Genomic DNA, 563 nt, shown 5'->3' on the forward strand with positions numbered 1-563 from the left:
CGCAGCATCGATAGCGTCGGCCGCCCGCTCATCGCGCGCCGGCCTCCGCGCTGGCGGCCTCATTGGTCTCCTTGCCCGGCTGCGCCTGACGCTTCGGCCGCCTGGCAAGCACCAGAAGCACGAACTTCGCCGCGCCAGCGAGGTTCATCAGCACGATCGGCCAGTGCGACAGCCTGAGCTCATGGTCGAAGCGCGGGCCTCCGGCGAGCTCGCGCATGGCCGACCGCGCCGCCCAGTAGAAATGGCGAAGCAGGAAGGGCGCGCGTCGGATGTGCTTCAGGCAGAGCGCGCCGTTGCCGAAATGATAGTCGCGGTGCAGCCGGTCGATCGCCTTGCGGTCGCGCCGGCCATGATGGTGGAAGATCGTCATGTCGGGCACGTATTCGACCGCCATGCCGGCAAGCATCGCCCGCACCAGATAGTCCGTGTCCTCGGCCGAGCGCAGCGCCCCGCCGGCGCCGAAGCGCTCGTCGAAGGGGCCGATGCGGGCGGCGACGTCGCGATGCATGGTCATGTTGCAGCCGAGCACGAAGCCGCCCGGATGGACGGCGCGCGTCAGCCGC

General features: G+C 70.0%; 1 protein-coding gene. It reads right to left on the reverse strand.

Features of this window, described 5'->3' with window-relative positions:
* Positions 1–28: 28 nt before the first annotated feature.
* A partial coding sequence (locus DH10_RS36005) for a glycosyltransferase family 2 protein (RefSeq protein WP_425515400.1) occupies positions 29–563 on the reverse strand: 535 nt, incomplete at its 5' end.

Source organism: Mesorhizobium silamurunense, assembly GCF_014843825.1.
Taxonomy (GTDB): domain Bacteria; phylum Pseudomonadota; class Alphaproteobacteria; order Rhizobiales; family Rhizobiaceae; genus Mesorhizobium; species Mesorhizobium silamurunense.